Annotated in this window: 17 protein-coding genes and 1 pseudogene; 9 read left to right on the top strand and 9 right to left on the bottom strand. The window is 69.2% G+C overall.

All coding sequences use genetic code 11. The features are described 5' to 3' along the window. Positions 1–185 precede the first annotated feature (185 nt). Positions 186–566 (top strand): hypothetical protein, encoded by a 381-nt coding sequence (locus ACFWBD_RS09020; protein ID WP_385664752.1) that lies wholly within the window; start codon positions 186–188, stop codon positions 564–566. Positions 567–876: 310 nt separating this feature from the next. Here the strand turns inward: ACFWBD_RS09020 and ACFWBD_RS09025 are convergent, their stop codons facing one another. Beyond that, positions 877–3,219: an MMPL family transporter gene (locus ACFWBD_RS09025; RefSeq protein ID WP_385664755.1), complete on the bottom strand. Its 2,343-nt coding sequence runs from the start codon at positions 3,217–3,219 to the stop codon at positions 877–879. A 154-nt stretch (positions 3,220–3,373) separates the two neighbouring features. On the opposite strand from ACFWBD_RS09025, the gene ACFWBD_RS09030 reads away from it, so the two are divergent. Continuing rightward, positions 3,374–4,021 carry a TetR/AcrR family transcriptional regulator gene (locus ACFWBD_RS09030; protein WP_385664758.1) on the top strand — a complete coding sequence of 216 codons (648 nt, stop codon included), beginning with the start codon at positions 3,374–3,376 and terminating at the stop codon, positions 4,019–4,021. A 772-nt stretch (positions 4,022–4,793) separates the two neighbouring features. Here the strand turns inward: ACFWBD_RS09030 and ACFWBD_RS09035 are convergent. Continuing rightward, positions 4,794–5,117 carry a hypothetical protein gene (locus tag ACFWBD_RS09035; RefSeq protein ID WP_385664761.1) on the bottom strand — a complete coding sequence of 108 codons (324 nt, stop codon included), beginning with the start codon at positions 5,115–5,117 and terminating at the stop codon, positions 4,794–4,796. A 130-nt stretch (positions 5,118–5,247) separates the two neighbouring features. On the opposite strand from ACFWBD_RS09035, the gene ACFWBD_RS09040 reads away from it, so the two are divergent. From ACFWBD_RS09040 to ACFWBD_RS09065, 6 genes and pseudogenes are all read left to right on the top strand, one after another. Continuing rightward, the gene (locus ACFWBD_RS09040) at positions 5,248–5,421 is read left to right on the top strand and encodes a hypothetical protein (RefSeq protein WP_385664763.1); all 174 of its coding nucleotides are present in this window, start codon (positions 5,248–5,250) and stop codon (positions 5,419–5,421) included. 265 nt (positions 5,422–5,686) lie between these two features. Then, positions 5,687–6,985: a DUF3533 domain-containing protein gene (locus tag ACFWBD_RS09045; protein WP_385664766.1), complete on the top strand. Its 1,299-nt coding sequence runs from the start codon at positions 5,687–5,689 to the stop codon at positions 6,983–6,985. A 234-nt stretch (positions 6,986–7,219) separates the two neighbouring features. Beyond that, a complete protein-coding gene (locus tag ACFWBD_RS09050; protein WP_385664769.1) occupies positions 7,220–7,786 on the top strand; it encodes a TetR/AcrR family transcriptional regulator in 567 nt (188 codons plus the stop codon). A 138-nt stretch (positions 7,787–7,924) separates the two neighbouring features. Further along, positions 7,925–8,104: pseudogene (locus ACFWBD_RS09055) on the top strand (TetR/AcrR family transcriptional regulator); the annotation flags it as partial. A gap of 372 nt (positions 8,105–8,476) precedes the next feature. Further along, positions 8,477–9,178: an SDR family oxidoreductase gene (locus ACFWBD_RS09060; RefSeq protein ID WP_385664772.1), complete on the top strand. Its 702-nt coding sequence runs from the start codon at positions 8,477–8,479 to the stop codon at positions 9,176–9,178. Between the two features lie 476 nt (positions 9,179–9,654). Beyond that, positions 9,655–10,629 carry an NmrA family NAD(P)-binding protein gene (locus ACFWBD_RS09065; RefSeq protein WP_385664775.1) on the top strand — a complete coding sequence of 325 codons (975 nt, stop codon included), beginning with the start codon at positions 9,655–9,657 and terminating at the stop codon, positions 10,627–10,629. 220 nt (positions 10,630–10,849) lie between these two features. Here ACFWBD_RS09065 and ACFWBD_RS09070 read toward each other — a convergent pair whose 3' ends face one another. After that, entirely contained in the window at positions 10,850–12,295 is a 1,446-nt protein-coding gene (locus ACFWBD_RS09070) for a glyceraldehyde-3-phosphate dehydrogenase (RefSeq protein ID WP_385664778.1), read from the bottom strand. A 412-nt stretch (positions 12,296–12,707) separates the two neighbouring features. Between ACFWBD_RS09070 and ACFWBD_RS09075 the strand changes: the two genes are divergently transcribed. Beyond that, positions 12,708–13,106, top strand: coding sequence for an SseB family protein (locus tag ACFWBD_RS09075; protein WP_385664780.1), 399 nt, complete (start codon positions 12,708–12,710; stop codon positions 13,104–13,106). A gap of 57 nt (positions 13,107–13,163) precedes the next feature. On the opposite strand, the gene ACFWBD_RS09080 is transcribed toward ACFWBD_RS09075, so the two are convergent. The 6 genes from ACFWBD_RS09080 to ACFWBD_RS09105 form a co-directional block, all read right to left on the bottom strand. Further along, positions 13,164–13,556, bottom strand: a complete 393-nt coding sequence (locus ACFWBD_RS09080; RefSeq protein WP_385664783.1) for a MarR family winged helix-turn-helix transcriptional regulator — start codon at positions 13,554–13,556, stop codon at positions 13,164–13,166. A gap of 74 nt (positions 13,557–13,630) precedes the next feature. After that, positions 13,631–13,981: a VOC family protein gene (locus tag ACFWBD_RS09085; protein WP_385664786.1), complete on the bottom strand. Its 351-nt coding sequence runs from the start codon at positions 13,979–13,981 to the stop codon at positions 13,631–13,633. A gap of 130 nt (positions 13,982–14,111) precedes the next feature. After that, entirely contained in the window at positions 14,112–15,146 is a 1,035-nt protein-coding gene (locus ACFWBD_RS09090) for a LacI family DNA-binding transcriptional regulator (protein ID WP_385664789.1), read from the bottom strand. Continuing rightward, a complete protein-coding gene (locus ACFWBD_RS09095; protein ID WP_385664792.1) occupies positions 15,143–16,048 on the bottom strand; it encodes a carbohydrate ABC transporter permease in 906 nt (301 codons plus the stop codon). The genes ACFWBD_RS09090 and ACFWBD_RS09095 overlap by 4 nt, the downstream gene beginning before the upstream one ends. After that, positions 16,045–16,980 (bottom strand): carbohydrate ABC transporter permease, encoded by a 936-nt coding sequence (locus ACFWBD_RS09100; protein WP_385664794.1) that lies wholly within the window; start codon positions 16,978–16,980, stop codon positions 16,045–16,047. The genes ACFWBD_RS09095 and ACFWBD_RS09100 overlap by 4 nt, the downstream gene beginning before the upstream one ends. Next, positions 16,977–18,305 carry an ABC transporter substrate-binding protein gene (locus ACFWBD_RS09105; RefSeq protein ID WP_385664797.1) on the bottom strand — a complete coding sequence of 443 codons (1,329 nt, stop codon included), beginning with the start codon at positions 18,303–18,305 and terminating at the stop codon, positions 16,977–16,979. The genes ACFWBD_RS09100 and ACFWBD_RS09105 overlap by 4 nt, the downstream gene beginning before the upstream one ends. Positions 18,306–18,397: the final 92 nt, after the last annotated feature.

The following is an 18,397-nucleotide window of genomic DNA, read 5'->3' on the forward strand; positions in this document are numbered from 1 at the left end:
GTGTCGGAACCGCGCCCGGCACGACGTCCGCTTCGCGGACAGACGAACCGGCCGGACGCAGCCGCTCCGGCCGATGCGGGCCGCGGGATCACGCCAGCAGGAACAGGCCGGCGAGCAGGCAGAGCAGCACCAGGCAGTAGCCCTCGAACATCAGTCGCAGCGTGGCAGGGGCGGTGCGCAGCTCCATGAAGTGCAGCCCGACCAGCCGGACTTTCACTCAGGACCTGCTGGCCATACTCGACGAGCATCGCGGGCTCGTGGCGGCCCTGGTGTTCGCGCGGGCGTTCGACGACCCGGACAGGACGGTGTTCCCGCAGCTGGGCTCGGACTTCGCCGAGCTGCTCGGTAGCGCCGAGCCCGCGATGCGCGTCGAGTCGGAAGCGCGTGGCTTCCGCGGCCTGCCGTCGGTCCACGTCCGGTTCATGTTCGGCCTGGCCATCACCATGAGCCTGCGCGGCGACCGGCTGTTCACCGCCTCCGACCGACCGGACTGGGAGACCCTCCTCGACGAGCTCACGGCGCTCACGCTGAACGGGTTCGGCAGCTCGGAGAAGCTGACCAACTGAGGCGGGTTCTGCCGATCGTCGGCCAGTGCGGGGTCCTGACTCCCATACCCTGCGCTACGGCTGTGCACAGCGCGCGCGGCGCTTCCGTGCGTGCGGCCACCTGTCCCCACCTGTTTGAAGAGCGGCGCGTGACGTCTCTAGCGGCACCGCTGCCGCTCGCCCGCGGGTACTACCACGAGGTGGGGCCATCGCAGACCCTCATCGAACGCCTGCCGGCGCCACCGTCGACCGCGGCGAGGATGACACCGGCACCGCGGCCGACGACCGCGGGTTCGGCGTTACCTGCGGGCACATGTTCTCCGACGGAGTGTCAGGTCTGCTGCGCTGTGGCGTGCTGGCGGGAAGCGGCAGGATGGGGAAGCGGGATCTTCTGCGCGAGTTTCTCGCCCTCGACGTCCAGATCGGGCAGGAGACGGTCCAGCCACACGGGAATCCACCAGGCCTTGTCCCGCGCGAGTGCCATGGTGGCCGGGATGAACGTCATGCGGATGACGAACGCGTCGATGAGGATGCCCACCGCCAGCGCGAATCCCGCCTGTTTGATCATGGGCTGGGCGTTGAAGATGAATCCGGCGAAGACCGAGACCATGATCGTGGCCGCGGCGATCACTACGGCGCTCGCCCGGGCGAAGCCGGAGACGGTCGCGTCGAGCGGGTCGGCACCGTGCATGCGGGCCTCGCGCATCGAGGTGACCAGGAACACCTGGTAGTCCATGGCCAGTCCATAGAGCACGCCGGTGACGATGATGGGCAGCAGGCTCACCACAGGTGCGCTCGCGTCGAGTCCGAACAGCGCCTGCAACCAGCCCCATTGAAAGACGGCCGTGGTGATGCCGAAGGTGGCGGCGATGCTGAGCAGGAAGCCGAGAGTGGCCATCACCGGGACGACGACCGAGCGGAAGACCAGGAGCAGGACGATCAGCGAGAGCCCGAGAACGGTGGCCACGTAGAGGGGCAGGACGTCCCCGAGGCGGTCGGACACGTCGATCGCGAGGGCGGTGAAGCCGGTGATGCCGATGGTGACGCCATGGGTTTCGCGGATCTCCCGGCTCTTGTCCCGCACGGAGGTGACGAGGTCCTTGGTGCCGTCGTCGTTCGGACCGTCGCCGGGAACGAGGCTGAGGACGGCCACGGTGCCGGCGGTGTTCATACCTGCCAGAGAGATCGAAGTGGCGCCCTTGGTGTCCTTCAGCTCGGAGACGACCGCGGCGAGGGCCGTGGGAGTGAGCGGCCGCCCGCTGTCGGAGGAGCGGGCGACGAGCATGAGGGGTCCGTTGTAGCCGGGGCCGAAGGTGTCGCTGACCTCCTCGTAGCTCTGGCGCTGTGCGGTGTCGGGGTTGTAGCTGGCGCCGGACGGCAGACCCATCCTCATGTCGAGGGCGGGGAGCGCCAGAACCAGGGGGATCAGGAACGCCGCCGTGAGAGCGGGGTACTTGTGGCGGACCAGGTGTGATCCCCAGCGGGTGGCCCGTGTCCGTGCGGTGGCGGAGGCCTGCTGCTGCGCCGTGCGTCGGGTTCGGGCCGAGCAGATGCGCTCCTTGACCAGGCCCAGGAGCGCCGGCAGCAGGGTCAGGGCGAGCAGGACGGTGATGGCGATCGTGGCCGCGGCGGCGAGGGCCATGGTGCTGAGCAGCGTGATACCGACCACCAGCAGTCCGGCCAGGGCGATGATGACGGTGCTGCCGGCGAAGAAGACCGCGCTGCCGGCGGTGCCGATGGCGCGACCTGTCGCCTCGTGCGCGTCCAGGCCGGTGTCCAGGATGAGCCGCCGTTGCCGGTTGACGATGAACAGGGCGTAGTCGATGCCGACGGCGAGCCCCAGCATCAGGGCCAGTACGGCGGTGAGCGAGTGGATCTCGAAGACGGTGGAGAGAGTGAAGGCGCCGCCGACGCCCACCGTGACACCGATCAACGCGATGACCAGGGGCAGGCCCGCAGCCACGACCGATCCCAGGGTGACCAGCAGGACGATGGCCGCCACCACGACGCCGACGATCTCACCGACGCCCACGATCTCGGGTATCTCCAGCATGGCCGCCGACGGCAGGACGTCGACGTGGGCTCGTTCGGCCTGCTGCTCGGCGGCCTCGACGGTGCTGTCGATCGTGCCGGAGGGCAGCTCATAGGTCTGCTCGTCGAACTGGAACTGCATCAGGGCGGTGGAGCCGTCGGCCGAGACGATGACCCCGGGCACCGGTCGGCCGTCCTGCAGCAGCGGGGCCGGCACCTTGCCTCCCGTCGGCTGCCCGGCGGCTTCGGCCACCGCCGCCTGGGTCCGCAGCAGCGGACTCCTCTCTCCTTTGGACAGCTCGTCGGCGAGGACCTTGCGGGCGTCGATGACGTGGTCGTGGCGGTAGACCGCGTCCACCGCGGCGATGAGGGCGGCGCGGCTTTCCTCGCCGTCGACCCGCGTCCCGTTCTGTGCGCGGAACACCAGCATGCCCTGCCCGCCGGACGCCTCGGGAAGGGACTTCGCCAGATCGTCGATGACCTCCTGGGCGGAGGTGCCGTCGATGCGTACCTCATTGCTCAGCTTGACGGGGTTGACCACGAGCAGCGCCACCACGGCGGACACCACCGCCAGCCAGCCGAGGATCACGTGCCAGGGCCTGGCGTAGGCGAAATGCCCCAGCCGGTACAGCAGCACAGACACAGCCGTCTCCCTTCTCCGGCGCACCCTGTTGGGCACGCACATCCGAACGAAGTGAGAGGGTACTACCAAAACGATAGGAGACTATCAAAGCGATAGGGTGCTATCATGGCGCAGGTGATCGAGTAGTCTGCGGTGCGGAACGGGAGGGTCGGAGATGTCGAACGGCGCACCGCGCACACGCCGGCTCCGCAGGGTTGACGCCCGCTCCAGCGTGGAGCGCATCATTGCGGCCGGGCGTAATGTCCTCGGCGCGGGTGAGGGCTCTTTGGAGCAGATCGCTGCCGAGGCGGGCGTGGGCATCGCCACGCTCTACCGGCACTTCCCCAACCGGGAGGCCATCGTCCGGGCCGTCCTCGACGACATCCTCGAGACCGACCTCCTCCCACTGATCAACGACGCCACGGCCTCCCGCCACCCACGCCAGACCCTCCTGGACATCGCCACCCGGCTACTCGACCTGATCACCGAGGAGCGGGGACTGGTCACCTTCGCCGCCAACTTCGCAGACGTCGCAGTGGACGCCCTCCAGCGCTTCAGCGAGTCCCTCCGCCCCCTCCTCGAGCACGCACAGGAGCAGGGCGAGATCCGTAGCGACCTCACCGCGGACGACATTCCGCACTTCCTCGTCATGGGCATCGCAGGCCTCGCGCTCCCCGGCACCGCACCGTCCATGCGCGCACGCTTCATGGCCCTGCTCTTCGACTCGCTCAACCCCGCCAGCGCGTCCCCCCTCCCACCGGCACGCGCGGAAACGGAAGACGACGACCTCCGCGCCGCGATCGGCGGCGTCGTCCGGGACTGACTCCCGGAGCCGAGGCCGACCCCAAGGGCGCCTGACCTCCGCGAGACCGAGGAGCCCCTCCACGACAGAGTCCGGGCTCCCGGGAGTGAGGGGAGGGCGTGTCCGGGGCGGAATTCGTATGTGTCTGATCCCTGGGCCAGAACGACCCCGCTCGGCCGATGACGAGCGCCGTCCTGTGCCGGGACCCGTGCGTTGTTCGGCGTGGTCTTCGGGTCCTTGGCGCCCGCGCCTCGCCGAATACAAGAAGCCGCTGACGGTGTGTCGCCGCGGCCTACGGCTCCACGCACGGGGCGCCGTGGTCCGTGCAGCGCATCGCCCGGCACGTGGTTCGGGCTGTCGCAGGTTGGGTGGGGCTGACGGTGGGGTGCGGGACGACGGTCCGGCCAGGCAGGTGCCCGGCGGTGCCGGACCAGCGGGGTCTGCCCCGGTCGGCACCTGCCGGTGGCCGCGGGTGACGTGGTGCAGCGGGTACTCCTGGGTGATGCCCATCGCACCGTGCAACTGGTGTGCCAGCGCGCGACTTCGGTCGCCGCCTGGGCGGTGGTGATGCGGGCCACGGCCACGGCCGCGGTCGTTTCATCCGGTCCGGCGGGTTCGGTGCCGGCTTCTGCCTGGGCACCCGCAGGGTCAGCACCAGCCGTCACAGCTTGCCGGGCCAGGGCCGCCTCTGCCTGCAGCAGTTGGATCTTCATCAGCGCCAGCCCCGAGGAGACCGCCGGAATCCGCAGCAAGGGGGAGCCGAACCGGTGGCGCTCGGAGACGCAGGCCTTCCTCAGCCGGTACGCCCCGCGCCGGCCACCGCGGCCGACCACAGCAGTGCCAGGCGTGACCGGATCGCGGCGTGCCCAGGGCCGGAGGCGATCGGCGTGGCCGGAGTGCGGTGCAACAGAACCGTGTCCCGTGGCTCGCCAACCAGGTTCTCACCCGGCCGTACCGTCACCGACTCGTGCCGCACGTCCACGATCAGAGCCTCCCGCCCTGGGCCGCTGACCACGAGAAGTGTCGCGTCCCGGGCCCAGGGCACGGCCGCCAGTACGGCCGCCAGTACGGCCGCCAGTACGGCCGGCAGTACGGCCGTGAACGTTCCACGGTCCACGTCTTCTTCCACGGCCCTCGGTGATGGCTGCGGGCCTTCGCCGCCACCGGAGGACTCGTGAACTTCCGGCATCGCCGAGAGTCGGTGTCTATCGAGCGGGTGGAGCACGCTATCGACTTGATCCGACCTCATGAAGATCGAGGCCATCGTCTGGAGCCGGCAGGTCATCAGGCGACGGCAATGGCGACTGTCGGGCGGGGCGCCCCCGATGGCCGTGTTCGGCGCGACGGACCCGGAGCGCCTGCGCTACCTGAAGCGAGCCGCTCCACTCGCCTCGCGGCTCGAAGTGACCCGACGGCGGTAGGGGCCGACGTCGGCGCGCGGCTTCCTGCGATGCTGGGACATGGGTCAGCGCCTCGACTTGGAATTTGAAAACTGATCGGTTTACCATGGAGCTGAAACCGACCGGTTTCATCAGCTGGAGCCCGGCTGAGTGCTGAATCCGCGCCTCCGGTTCCGCGTCGGGGGTCGTGTGTTCCGGGATTGAGCGTTCCAAGGGCCGCCGGCCCGCAATGAAGCTGTCCGGCCTTCTCCGTCTGTGAGTGTGTTGTCCGAGACCGGAGTAAGTCATGAGTGGGATTCACCCGTTCCGCGTCCTGCGTGCCAAACCCCTGTGGATCGCCAACGGCGTCATCACAGGTGTCCTCGCGCTGCTCTTCACCGTGTTCTACGTCGGGGCCAACGTCGATCCCGTCGATCACATGAAGAATCTGCCCGTCGGCCTGGTCAACGCCGACAAGGGGGCCGCTGTCGGCGGCGAGCAGGTCAACCTCGGGGCTCGGATCACCGAGTCGATCAAGAAGTCCACCGCGAGCGGGGGCAAGGTCGACTGGAAGGTGATGGACGAGAAGGAGATGAAGGAGGAACTCGGCAAGGGCAAGCTGTACGGCGCGCTCGTCGTCCCCGCCGACTTCACCTCCGCCACCACCGCACTCACCGGTGCCGCGACCACCAGGGTCCCGATCCGTCCGACGCTGACGGTGCTGACCAACCAGTCCGCCGGCAGTGTGGGCTCCGGTCTGGCCCGGACCGCGACGACGCAGGCGGCCGAAAGCGCCTCGCTCCAGGTGGGCAAGGAGCTCATGTCCCAGGGCGGGACCGGGCAGGCGAAGCTGCCCGCCGCGGCACGCCTCCTGCTGGCCGACCCGGCCGCCGTCACCGTCGAGGACGGCCATCCCCTCGACTCGCACAGCGGCCTGGGCCTGACGGCGTTCTACTACGCCCTCGTCCTCGTGGTCTGCGGCATGCTCTCCGCCAACGTCATCAGCGGCCAGGTGGACCACGCCCTCGGCTACACCCACAACGACATGGGTCCGCTGCGCCTGCACCGCCCGCTGATCCGGGCGACCCGGGTGCAGACCCTCGCCGTCAGCGGCACTCTCATGGCCGGGCTGTCGCTGCTGATGGGGAGCCTGGTCATGGTGGGCGCGGTCGGCCTCATGGGGATGCACGCCGCCCATCTGCCCCTGCTGTGGCTGTTCTCGGTGTGCGCCATCGCCGTCTCCGGGATCGGTGCGCTCACCCTGCTCGCCGTCTTCGGCACGCCCGGCATGCTGGTGGTCACGCTGGTCTTCATCGGGATGGCGGTGCCGACGGCCAACGCCACCACGCCGATCCAGGCACTGCCCGGCTTCTACCGCTTCCTGGCGGAGTTCGAACCGCTGCGGCAGATCACCGGCGGCATCCGTTCGATCCTCTACTACGACGCCCAGGCCGACGCCGGCCTGACCCGGGGCTGGGTCATGATGGCCGTCGGCCTCGCGGCAGCCGCCCTCTTCGGTTTCGGCATGACCAGTTGGTACGACCGCAAGGGGCTGCACCGCATTCCCGCCGAGACGGAGCCCGAGAAGACCGCTGCCCCGGCGTAGCGGAAGGCGGCTCACCCAGGACCGGGCCATCACTCGGAGTGGCCCCGGTGTGCGTCGCCCCCCGTGGGGACGAGAGGCGCGCGCACCATCAGGGCTCGGCGACGGTCTCTCCCCCAAGACCGTCGCCGAGCCTCTGAGCGGCCTGCGGGCGTCCTCCCGGCGTCGGGCGTCTCCCCGACACCCGGTGGAAACCGATCAGTTTCTATTTCGTCCGATTCGAGTTAACCTCGCGGTATGACGACCGAAGTGAAGCAAAGTCCCCGGGAGCGGCTGCTGGAGGCAGCGGCCACGCTCACCTACCGCGACGGCGTCGGCATCGGCGTCGAGGCGCTGTGCAAGGCGGCGGGGGTGTCGAAGCGCTCCATGTACCAGCTGTTCGAGAGCAAGGACGAACTGCTGGCGGCGAGCCTGAAGGAGCGTGCCGCTGCCTTCGTGGCGAGGGCCCTGCCCCCGGATGATGGCCTTTCCCCCCGCGAGCGGATCCTGTACGTCTTCGAGCGGGTGGAGTCGCAGGCGGGTGCGCCCGACTTCCAGGGCTGCCGGTACCTGGCTGTGCAGATCGAGCTCAAGGATCGGACCCACCCCGCGAGCCGGGTGGCCCACCAGATCAAAGCGAACCTGACGGCCTTTTTCCGTTCCGAGGCCGAACGGGGTGGGGCGAGGAACCCCGACCTGCTGGCCCGGCAACTCATCCTGGTCTTCGACGGCGCCAGCGCCCGCGCGGGGATCGGCGCCGACAATCTGACCGGGCTCATCGCGCCCACTGTGACCACGCTGCTCGATGCGGCAGACATGCACTGATCCGTCCGGTCTTCGAGCAGGATCGGCGACCGAAGCGCTCTTTCGGGTTGATGCCCGACTCCGGCAGCCGGAGCAGCGCCCATGGCCTCAAGCCCCTGCCTCCCTGTAGTGGGAGGGAAGCCCGATGGCCGTAAGAGCGACCGGTTCCAGCGGGCCGTCGACGAGGGTGATCTGCCCTCCGGCGCTGACCCGGAACCACTCGCCCGATACGTCATGACCGTAGCGAACGGCATCGCCGTCCAGGCCGCCGGCGGCGCCACCCGCTCCGAACTCCAGCAGGTGGCCGACGTGGCGCTGCGGAACTGGCCACCCGTCTGACAGCAGGTGCCCGCGGAAGCGTGTCGCGCCCCCGCCGAGGCGAGGAACCGCACCCAAATCAGTGGCATCGCCAGCCATCAAGGCCCACCCGCTTGGGCGATGAAGTCAGTCGTCGCAGGCCACAGGACCGCTCTCGGCCAACTTCGCTGTCCAAGGACAGCCGACGGGCCCGCGGCTTCACCGGCCTGCGCCCGGCGAGTACGGACTTCGCCGAGGGACACGAGGCCAGCCGGCCCCTGAAGCCTGAGCTCCGCCCGACTCCACCTCGACCCCGCGTGCCGTGGTCATCCGGCGCGCAACCCGGCTTGCATCACGAAACCGATCGGTTTACGGTGGTGAAACCGATCGGTTTTCATCTTCGTGGAGGTAGTCATGACAGCAATCAAGGGCGCCGGCGTCTTCGTCACCGGAGGCAGCCGTGGCATCGGCAAGATGCTGGTCGAGGAGCTCTACGCGCGCGGGGCCGGCAAGGTCTACGCCACGGCCCGTGACCCGCGCACGGTGTCTCACCCCGATGCCGTTCCGCTGGCGCTCGAGGCCACGGACCCGGCATCCGTGGCAGCCGCAGCCGAGCAGGCCCAGGACGTCACCATCCTGATCAACAACGCCGGCGCCTCCGTCCGCGCTTCGTACCTCAACTCCCCGATGGAGGAAGTGCGCCGGGATCTGGAGACCAACTTCTACGGGCCGTTGCTGGTCACCCGGGCCTTCGTGCCGGTCATCGAGCGCAACGGCGGGGGCCACATCCTCAACGCCCACTCCGCCCTGTCCTGGCTGGCCGACGGCACGCCCTACGGCGCCTCCAAGGCCGCCCTGTGGTCGCAGACCAACTCCCTGCGCCTGGAGCTGCAGCCGCGCGGCATCGCGGTGACCGGGCTCCACATGGCCTACGTGGACACTGAAATGACCTCGGGTCTCGACGCGGCCAAGGCCGACCCCCGCGACATCGCCGTGGCCGCACTCGACGGCATCGAGGCGGGAGCGCACGAGGTGCTGGCCGACGACACCACCCGCTGGGTCAAGTCCCAGCTGTCCTCCGACCTGGAAGCCATGTACGCCCAGCTGAAGAAGTGATACCAACCGCGGTTTCCAGGGAGCCCCGTGTGGACAGCTCGTCCACCCACCGCTTCGTCGAGGTGAACGGGGTCCGGCTGCACATCGCCGAACAGGGGCAGGGCCGCTGATCCTGCACGGCTGCACGGCTGCACGGCTGCACGGCTGCACGGCTGCACGGCTGGCCGGAGAGCTGGCACTCCTGGTGTCACCGGTTCGGGGCGCTGGCGGCGGCCGGGTACCGGGTCGCCGCCCCGGCCAGCGCGGCTACGCCGGGATTCACCCGCTCTCCCGGCATGGCCGACGGAGGACGACTTTCGGGCGTACGTGCAGGACTTCGTCCTGCACGGCGAGCGGGCGTTCACCGGTGCCTTCGACGCCGCACTTTTTGACTTCCTCAACCGCGTCGACGACCACCCGTCCCGATGACGTTACGCGGCATCCGCCTCGTGGCTTTCTCAACAACCGACTCCCCCCACAAGACAGAGGACACATTGATGCCCGATCGCAACCCCATCCTGATCACCGGTGCCGCCGGCGAAGTCGGCGGTGTGAGCCGAACGATGGTTGACATGCTGCTCGAACAAGGGCACCCGGTGCGCGCGTTCGTGCGCCAGGAAGACGAGCGCGCGCACGCGCTCCGCCAGGCCGGGGCCGAGGTCTTCGTCGGTGACCTGCTCACCATCGCCGACGTGAGCGCCGCGCTGAAGGGCGTCCGCCGCATCTACTTCAGCATGAGCCTGTCGCCTTACTACACCGACGCCGTCAGCCTGATGGCCGCCGCGGCACGGGCCCAGGGCGACATCGAGGTCTTCGTCAACATCTCCGAGTACGAGCAGTCGTTCATGACGTTCGACAAGATGACCGCGCCGGAGGATGAGCGGCGTGCGTGGCTCGGCGGACTCGTCGCCAACTGGTCGCCGCAGCAACGCGCCCACTGGGTCGCCGAGCAGGTGCTGGACTGGTCCGGCCTCCCGACCGTCAACATCCGGGCGGCCATGTTCGTCGAGAACCCCCTGATGACCTGGCTGGCGCTGGAGCCGCTGAGCAGGGGTGAACTGCGCCTGCCCTTCGGTGACCACCGGCTCGCGCCCATCGCGGGCTACGACGTGGCGGAGCTGTGCGTGAAGATCCTGGCCGACCCGGAGCCGCACATCTCGAAGTCCTACGACCTCAACGGCCCAGAGCTTAAGGACATGCACGGGTTCGCGGAGGACTACGCGGCCGTTCTGGGACGCGAGGTCACGTACGTTCCCGAAGACGTCGAAACCTGGAACGAGACCTACGTCGACACCGCCCTGGCCGCGCTCCCGCACACCGCGGAGCACCTCAAGACCCTGACCCGGCTGAAGGGCGGCGGCGGCTACCGCGGCACCACCGACCAACTGGAAACCCTGCTCGGACGCCCGCCGAAGACCGTGCGGTGGGCGCTGGAGAACCACCCGCGCATCCGGAAGCTGGCGTCTGCCTGAACCGCTGAGCGATCCGGCCCACCTCTCCAACTCGTCGGATCCCGCCCTCTGACGCGTGGAGGTAGCCGAACGCACCTTCTGAGAGCCCCTGTCCAGGCAGTGCCGAAACCCTGCGAGGGTCAGCGCCGGGCTGGATCAGCTCGGCGCTGAACCCGAACGTTCAGCACAATGCTCTCCCACCTGCATTGCGCACTGATCCGCGGATCCTGCAGGGTCGGGCTCAGACGCCCGTCGCCGGGTACGTCGGGTACTCCACCCCGGAGACGTGCTGGACGACACGGACGACCTGGCAGGAGTAGCCGAACTCGTTGTCGTACCAGAGGTAGAGGATCGCGTTGTCGCCGTCGACCTTGGTGGCGCCGGCGTCGATGATCGAGGCGTGGCGCGAGCCGATGAAGTCCACCGAGACCGCGTCCGGCGCCGTGGTGAAGTCGATCTGGCGCTTGAGCGGCGAGGTCAGTGACACCTCGCGGAGGTGATCGAGGACCTCCTCGCGGGTGGTCTCCCGGCCGAGCCGCAGGCTGAGGATCGCGATCGAGACGTCCGGCACGGGCACGCGGATCGAGCTGCCGGTGATCGGCGCCTTGAGGTCGGGCAGCGCCTTGGCGACGGCCGAGGCGGCGCCGGTCTCGGTGATGACCATGTTCAGCGGCGCCGAACGGCCGCGACGGTCGGCCTTGTGGTAGTTGTCCAGCAGGTTCTGGTCGTTGGTGAACGAGTGGACGGTCTCCACGTGGCCGCGCAGCACGCCGTACTCGTCGGCCATCGCCTTCAGCGGCGGGACGATCGCGTTGGTGGTGCAGGACGCGCAGGACAGGATCTGCTCGTCCGGCTTGATCGTGTCGTGGTTGACGCCGTGCACGATGTTCGGCACATCGCCCTTGCCGGGCGCGGTCAGCACGACCTTGTCGATGCCCGGCCGCAGGTGCTCGGAGAGGCCCTCGCGGTCGCGCCACTTGCCGGTGTTGTCGATGAGGATGGCGTTGCGGACGCCGTACTCCGTGTAGTCGACCTGGCTCGGGTCGTCGGCGTAGATCACCGTGATCTCGTTGCCATTGGCGATGATCTTGCTGTTGGCCTCGTCGACCGTGATCGTGCCCTGGAACTGGCCGTGCACCGAGTCACGGCGCAGCAGGGACGCGCGCTTGACGAGATCCTGCTCGCCGCCGCCGCGTACCACGATGGCGCGCAGTCGCAGGCCGTTGCCGGAGCCGGACTTCTCGATGAGCAGACGGGCGACGAGCCGGCCGATGCGGCCGAAGCCGTACAGGACGACGTCACGCGGCTCACGCCGGTCGATCTTGTTCGCGCCGGTGGCGCCGGCCACGGCCTCGGCGGTGAACTCCGCCACCGACAGACCCCGGTCGTCGGCCCGGTAGGTCGCGGCGAGCATGCCGATGTCGATCTGCGAAGGGCCGAGGTCGAGCGCGGTGAGGGCATCGAGGAACGGCAGCGTCTCGGTGACCGAGAGCTCCTCGCCCGCGATCTGGCGGGCGAACCGGTGGGTCTTGAGGATGCTGACCACCGACTTGTTCACCAGGGAGCGGCTGTGCAGCAGGACGGTCACGTCCCGCTCGCGGTGCAGCTTCCCGATCATCGGGATCATCGACTCCGCGATCTCCTCGCGGTTCTTCCAGTTGGTGAACGAATCGTCGTTGAGCGTCACGGGCCTATCTTTCGAGCTAGGTGGCGCTCATATGCTAACCCTGCGGTCATTCGATCATTCAAGCGGGCCCGCGCTCAGCTGTGCACCTCGGGCCGGGATGCCTGCCGGGGGAGGGTCGCGAGGGGTTCCGGGCGGCCGGCGTCGCCGCCTGAGCCGTCTCCGTGCGGGCCTGTCGGGGGAAACCCGTACCGGCGGGGAAGCCGTTCCGGCCGGGGAACCCGTTTCTGCCGGGGGCCCATCCCGGCGGACTCCCGGCCGTCTCCTCGTGGAGCACACGGATCGCACGGGTCGCCCGGATCTGTGCCGGGCATGTGGCGGTCGGCCCCCGGGACACCCGCGGGGGATTGAGCGTCTGCCGGTCGGGTACGCGTGGCCGGACCGCCGCTACCGGCCGCTACCAGGGGAGACCGTCATGGAGACACCCGCGCACGACCGCATCAACAACCCCGCCGCGCTGGCGCTGGACGCGCTGGCCCGGAACACCGAGGACACCGCCGCACTGGACACGCTCGCGCACTGCGACGTCCTCGTGCCCGTGCCCGACGACGCCATGGACGAGGACATCACCAACCCGACCACGGTCGCGCTGCCCGTCCTCGAGCAGCCCGGTGGCGCGCCCGTGGTGCCCGTGTTCACCTCCGAACCGGAGATGGCGGACCTGCTGCCGGAGGTCGCCCGCTACCGGCTCGTGCCCCTCGGCGCGCTCGCCGCGCAGTGGCCGACCAGTGAGCTGTCCCTCTCGATCGACGCGGCCGGCGACCATCCGCTGACGCTCACGTCGGAAGGGGTCCGCACCCTGCTGGTCCGCTGACCCACGGACGCTTTCCCGGATCGGGGCTCCCCCGTCGGCCGGGGGAGCCGGGCCGGTCTAGGACTCGGCCAGCATCCGGCCGAGCGCCGCCCGCTGGAGCGGCAGCACCTCGGTGTGCAGGTCGCGGCCCTTGCGGGTGAGGGCTACCCACACCCCGCGCCGGTCCTCCACGCAGACGGAACGTTCCACCAGGCCTTCCTTCTCCAGGCGGCCGATGAGGCGGGACAGCGCGCTCTGGCTGAGGTGCACCCGTCCGACGAGGTTCTGCACCCGGCACTGGTCGCCCTCCCGGGGCGCCTCGGCGGCGAGGATGTCGAGCACTTCGAAGTCGCTCGCTCCGAGGCTGTGCGGGTGCAGCGCGCGATCGATCTCGCACATCGTGCGCGCGTGCACCGACAGGATGTCCCGCCACCGCTCCTCGAGGCCCGCTCCGGCCGAATTCGCTGCCATACCCGCACGGTAACACCAAAACGGCGATTCATTGAGTGTGCAACTAGTGCGGGCGCAAGCGGTTCCGGGAGGGCTCAGGCGGCCGGGTCCTGGAGCAGCCCCACCAGGTTGCCGTCCGCGTCCTTCACGAAGGCGATCAGCCTGCCGCCGCCGACGTCCTGCGCGTCCTGAAGCAGCTCCGCCCCCGCCGCCACCAGCGCCGCGAGCCGCTCGCGCAGGTCCGTGACATGCCAGTACGGAACCGGTCCGGTCATGCCCTTGGCGTGTCCGTTCGGGTCGAGACCGACGTCCTGTCCGGCGGCTTTGAAGCCGACGAAGTAGGGCTCGTCGGCGTACGGCTCGACCTCCAGCAGTGCGCTGAACAGGGCCTTCGCCCGAGCGAGGTCCTTGACGGGGTAGATGATCGTCTGCAGGCCGGCGGTCATGGCGTTCTCCTCGGTGAGGTGCGGTACGCGGGAACGGGTCCGTGTTTGTTCCCGCACCACTCACGCTAGGCCGGGGAGCGGCGGACGGCTTCTCCGATCCTGACCGGTTCGGCGCGCACCGCCCGGTCCGCTACGTCGACTCCCGCTTCACCAGCTCCGTCGGCAGGATCACCGCCGCCGGGTCCTCGCCCCCTATCTGGGCGAGCAGCACCCGGACCATCTCGCTGCTGATCCGGTCCCAGGGCTGCCGGATGGTGGTGAGGGAGGGACTGGCCGCGGTCGCCGCCGGGGAGTCGTCGAAGCCGCCGACCGCGACGTCCTCGGGCACCCGCCGCCCCGCCCGGTGCAGGGTCGTCAGCACGCCCTGTGCCATCAGGTCGGACGCGACGAACACCGCGTCGAGGTCCGGTGCCTGCGCCAGCAGCCGCTCGGCGCCCGCCTCACCGCTGGCCCGGCTGTAGTCACCGGAGACGACGATCCGCTCGTCGTAGTCGACGCCCGCCTCGGCGAGCACCTCCCGGTAACCGGCGAGCCGCTCCACACCACCGGGGGTGTCCAGCGGGCCGGTGACCACGCCGACCCGCCGACGGCCCTGCGCCAGCAGATGGCGCACCATGTCCCGGGCGCCGTCACGGTCGTCGGCGGCCACGTAACTCACCTTGGACCCGATCCCGATCGGTTTGCCGCACGCGACCAGCGGGACGCCCGCCTCGCGCAGCTCCGTGGCGATCGGGTCCCCGGAGTGGCTGGAGACCAGCAGCACCCCGTCGACATGCCCGGCGGTGATGTACCGCGTGATGCGCCGCCGCTCGTCCTCGGTCCCGGCCAGCATCAGCAGGAGGGGGGTGTCGTGCGCGGCCAGCGCCTGCGTGCAGCCGCGCAGCAGGACATTGAAGTTGGGGTCCTCGAAGAACCGCTCCTGGGGCTCGGTCAGCAGGAAGCCCACCGAGTCGGAGCGGCCGGTGATCAGGGAACGGGCGTGCCGGTTCACGACGTAACCCGTTCTGCGGATGGCGTCGTTGACCGCCTCGGCCGCGGTGGGGCTCACGTAGTGACCACCGTTGAGCACCCGCGAGACGGTGCCCCGTGAGACTCCCGCCTCCCGTGCCACGTCGTGGATGGTCGGCGGTCTGCGGCGGCCCCCCGCACCATTGTTCATGGTCATGACTTTACGGCTCCGGACAGCAGATCCAGGCTCCAGAACCGCTGAATGACCAGGAACAGCGCCACCAGCGGGATCACCGCCAGGAACGCGCCGGTGATCACCAGCGTGTAGAGCGCCGGGGTGTTGGCGCCCTGTTCGAGGAGTGTGAACAGGCCGAGCGTGATCGGGAACTTCTCGTCGTCGCTGAGCATGATGTACGGCAGCAGGAAGTTGTTCCAGATCGCCACGAACTGGAACAGGAACACCGTCACCATGCCGGGCACCATCATCGGCAGCGCGACCCTGGTGAAGATCCGCCACTCGCTCGCCCCGTCCATCCGGCCCGCCTCCACCACGTCGCTCGGCACGGCCGCGGCCGCGTAGATGCGCGCGAGGTAGACGCCGTACGGGGAGAGGATCTGCGGCAGCAGCACGGACCAGTAGGAGTCCGTGAGGTCCGCCTGCGCCATCAGCAGGTACTGGGGGATGGCGAGGATGATCGGCGGCATCAGCACGCCCGCCAGCAGCACGTTGAACAGCGTCTCGCGGCCCCGGAAGCGGTAGGTCGCCAGGGCGTAGCCGCTGAAGGCCGACACACACGTCGACAGCAGCGCGCCGAGAACGGCGTACAGGCCGGAGTTGGCCATCCACTGCCAGTAGATGCCGTCGCGGTAGGCGTTGAGGTCGTGCAGGTTGTCGGTGAAGCCGCTGCCCGGCAGGAACGTGAACGTGGAGAACAGCTCACTGCCGGACTTGGTGGACGCGATCACCACCCACGCCACCGGGAGCAGGCAGTAGAGCGCACCGAGCAGCAGTGTGAGCGTCGGCACCAGCGCGATCCGGCCGCGCATCGGCGGACGGCCCTGGGACGCGCCGGTGGCGCCGGCCGCGGAGGGGGCCTTGTGGACGGCAAGAGAACTCATCGTGCGGCTCCTTGACGGGCGTCCTGCTTGTTGCGGCGGTTCGCGGCCCGCAGGAAGCCGAAGGACAGCAGCAGCGTGGCGAATGCGATGATCACGGCCTCTGCGGCCGCCTGGTAGAGGTCGCCCGTGCCGAACGCGTCCCGGTACACCTTCATCAGCGGACTCCAGGTCGTCGACACGGAGTTGGTGAGCGGTTTGAGGGTGGTCGGCTCGTTGAAGACCTGGAGCGTGGCGATGATCGAGAAGAAGAAGGTCAGCACCAGCGAGGGCGCCACCATCGGGATCTTGATCCTCAGCGCGATCTGCGTCGGGGTGGCGCCGTCCAGCTTCGCCGCCTCGTACACCTCGACCGGGATGGCCTGCAACGAGGTGTAGATGACGATCATGTTGAAGCCAGTGCCGCCCCAGACCGCGATGTTCGACAGGGCGAGGTACAGCGGACCGCCGTCCAGCAGGTCCGGCTGCGGCATGCCCAGCCTCTCCAGGACGAAGTAGAACGGGCTGACGTCCGGCAGATAGAGGAAGCCCCACAGCAGCGCCGCCACCACGCCGGGGATGGCGTACGGCAGGAAGATCGCGAGCCGGGTGAACGGGGCGAGCCGCACCTTCTCGGAGTCGAGCATCAGCGCGAACAGCAGCGCCAGCCCCAGCATCACCGGGACGACGATGCAGCCGTAGCCGAGGACGCGCAGCGCGCCGTCGAGCAGCTCGCTGTCGGTGAAGGCGGCGGTGTAGTTTCCGAAGCCGGCCCAGATCTCCTTGCGCGCGCCCGAACCCAGGCCGAGGCCGGAGACGTGCACCTTGCGGAAGCTGAGCCACACCGCGTACCCGATGGGCAGCGCGAAGAACAGGCCGAAGAGGATCGTCGCGGGGAGGAGGAAGGCATACGGGGCCCCCTTGACCCCGTACGACCTCCGGCGTGCGATGGTCACTCGGCGACCTCGAAGCCCTGCTTCTTGAGGTCGGCGACCGTGTCCGCCTGCATCTTGGCCAGGGCGGCGGAGAAGTCCGACTTGTCCTTCGCGGCGGCGCCGAACGCGTCCTTGAAGGTCGTGTAGGCGACGTTCACGTTCGGGCCCCAGGCCGACGGCGCCGTGGTCTTGGCGATCTTGGCGGCCGTGGTGTAGAAGTCCGCCTGGTTCGAGAAGTAGTCCGGCGGGGTGGTGAAGGCGCCGCTGAGCTGGGCGGAGGTGGAGGCCGGGTAGATGCCGCTCTCCTTGGCCAGGGCGTTGAGGGCGTCGCCGTCGGTGTTCAGCCAGGCGGCGAACTCGGCGGCGGCCTCCTTGTGCTTCGAGTCCGTCGTCACGGCCGTGGAGGATCCGCCCCAGCTGCCGGTGACGTTCTCGCTGTTCGACCACTGGGGGAGCGGGGCCATGGCCCACTTGCCCTTGGTGTCGGGCGCGGCGGTGGTCAGGGTGCCCGGGGCCCAGACGGCGGAGACCCAGGCGATCTGCTTTCCGGTGTTGAGCGCCTTGTTCCAGGCGGGCGTGTACATCGGCTGGTTGTCGATGGCGCCCTCCTTGACGAGGCCGCCCCAGAAGTCGGCGACCTTCTTGGTGGCCGCGTCGTCGATGCCGACGTTCCACTTGTCGCCGGAGGTGGTCCACCACTTGGCGCCGGCCTGCTGGGCGAGGCCCGCGAAGAGGCCGGAGTCGTTGGCGGAGAAGGTCGTGAGGTCCGTGTCCGGAGCCTTCTCCTTCAGCGCGCGGGCGGTCGCCGCGAACTGCTCCCAGGTCGTCGGGACCGTCAGGCCGTACTTCTTGAAGAGGTCCGCGCGGTAGTAGAACATCATCGGGCCGATGTCCTGCGGCACCGCGTACACGGCGTCCGTGCCCAGCGTCGTCTGCTGCCAGACACCGTCGGCGAACTTGGCCTTCGCGTCGCCGACGTTCTTCGCTATGTCCGCCAGCGCGTCATTGCTGACCAGCGTCGGCAGTGCCTGGTACTCGGCCTGGACCAGGTCGGGGGCCTTGCCGGCCTTGTGCGCGGTGAGGATCTTGGTGACCAGCGTGTCGCCGGACGCCTGCTTCTTCACCGTGACGGTGATCTGGTCCTTCTTGCCCTGGCCCTTGTTCCACAGGTCCACGACCTTGTCCATGCCGGGCGTCCACGTCCAGTACGTGAGCGAGACCGGACCGGACTCGGCGCTGTCCTCGTCGGACGAGCCGCAGGCGGTGAGTGCGGTGGCGCCGAGGGCGACGGCGATGGTGGCAGCCGCACTTCTGACAACGAGCCGCCGGCGCTTCGTGTTGGGCATGGATCTCTCCCCTGACCTGGGTTTTCGCCCGGTGCGAAAACCTGCCATGCGATCGCATGGGCGAGCTCCCCACCCGTCGCGAGGAGGTCCCA

This window comes from Streptomyces sp. NPDC060002 (assembly GCF_042737245.1).
Classification (GTDB): domain Bacteria; phylum Actinomycetota; class Actinomycetes; order Streptomycetales; family Streptomycetaceae; genus Streptomyces.